The 1,342-nt window shown below is 54.2% G+C and carries 1 protein-coding gene; it reads left to right on the top strand.

The window, feature by feature from the left end:
• A protein-coding gene (locus tag QME24_RS24705) for an IS3 family transposase (protein ID WP_281691089.1) occupies positions 1 to 1,328 on the top strand; the annotation gives its coding sequence in 2 pieces (ribosomal slippage) (positions 1 to 436 and positions 436 to 1,328; 1,329 coding nt annotated over the 2 pieces). This gene is flagged as partial in the annotation.
• Positions 1,329 to 1,342 lie beyond the last annotated feature (14 nt).

The raw sequence follows: 1,342 nt of genomic DNA, 5'->3' as shown, positions 1-1,342 counted from the left end.
GCCGTTCATGCCTACCTGGAGGGTGGTGAAGGTTTCCGAAAAGTAGCCCAGCGACTTGCAGTGGACTTCAGCCTGCTGCGGCGCTGGGTCTCCAGCTTCCAGAAACATGGCCAGTTCAGTCTGCGTAAACCAGGCCAGCGGTACAGTGCGACCTACAAGCGCTCAGTCCTTGAGTACATGCACAAGCATCAGCTTTCCTTGCGCCAGACCGCCGCCCATTTTGGTCTTGGTCAGTCTTCGCAGATAGGCATTTGGGCGCGGCAGTACTACAGTGGAAGTCCGGCTTCGCCTGCTCCCAAGAGAAGAAAACCTGCTGCCATGTCGAAAAAGCCTTACCCCATCAAACCCACAACCTCTGATGACACCGATAAAAGCCGCGACCAGTTGCTGGCTGAGCTTGAATGGCTGCGCATGGAGAACGCTTACCTAAAAAAGCTGGAAGAGTTGAAGAAGCAGGAGCGAAGGCAGCCCAAAAAACCCTGATCGTGTCTGCGCTCAAGGACAGGTTTCCCTTGGCCGCTGTTCTGGAGTTGGCGGATCTGCCGCGCAGTACGTTCTATTACCAGCTTCAAGCGCAGGCCAAACCTGACAAGCATGCTGCTCTGAAGCAGATGATTCAGCGTGTCTATCACGAGGAAAAAGGGCTTTACGGTTACCGGCGCGTTGCGATCGTGATCCGCAATGGCGGGACCTTGGTTAACAAAAAAGTGGTGGAGCGTTTGATGATCGAGCTTGATCTTCGCTCACTCGTGCGGCCGAAAAAATATCGGTCGTACAAGGGAGTCGTCGGCACCATCGCGCCCAACCTGCTGGAGCGAAACTTTATCGCGCAGCGCCCGAATCAGAAGTGGGTGACCGATGTGACCGAGTTCAAAGTGGCTCAGGAAAAAGTCTACCTCTCCCCCGTGATGGACTTGTACAACGCCGAAATTGTGGCCTACGAAGTGGCCAGCAGGCCATGCCTTGGGCTGGTTACCAACATGCTGGGCAAGGCCTTCAAGCGCCTGGGAAACAAGCCGAAACTGGTACTCCACTCGGATCAAGGCTGGCACTACCAACACTCGCAGTACCGCCACAAGCTGGCCGAGCAAGGGGTGAAGCAGAGCATGTCACGTAAAGGAAACTGCTTGGATAATGCGGCTATGGAGAGCTTTTTTGGTACGCTTAAGTCCGAATTTTTCTACCCGCAGCGCTTCAAGAGCGTTGAAGAACTGAAAGCCGGTCTGGATGAGTACATCCACTACTACAACCATGACCGCATCAAGCTAAAGCTCAATGGCATGAGCCCTGTGAAATACAGGGCTCATGCTGCAGGGGCTGCTAGCTGAAACTGTCCAACTTA

It is taken from the genome of Pseudomonas sp. PARCl1, assembly GCF_947311875.1.
Taxonomy (GTDB): domain Bacteria; phylum Pseudomonadota; class Gammaproteobacteria; order Pseudomonadales; family Pseudomonadaceae; genus Aquipseudomonas; species Aquipseudomonas juntendi.
This window is presented reverse-complemented; position numbering and strand designations above follow the sequence as displayed.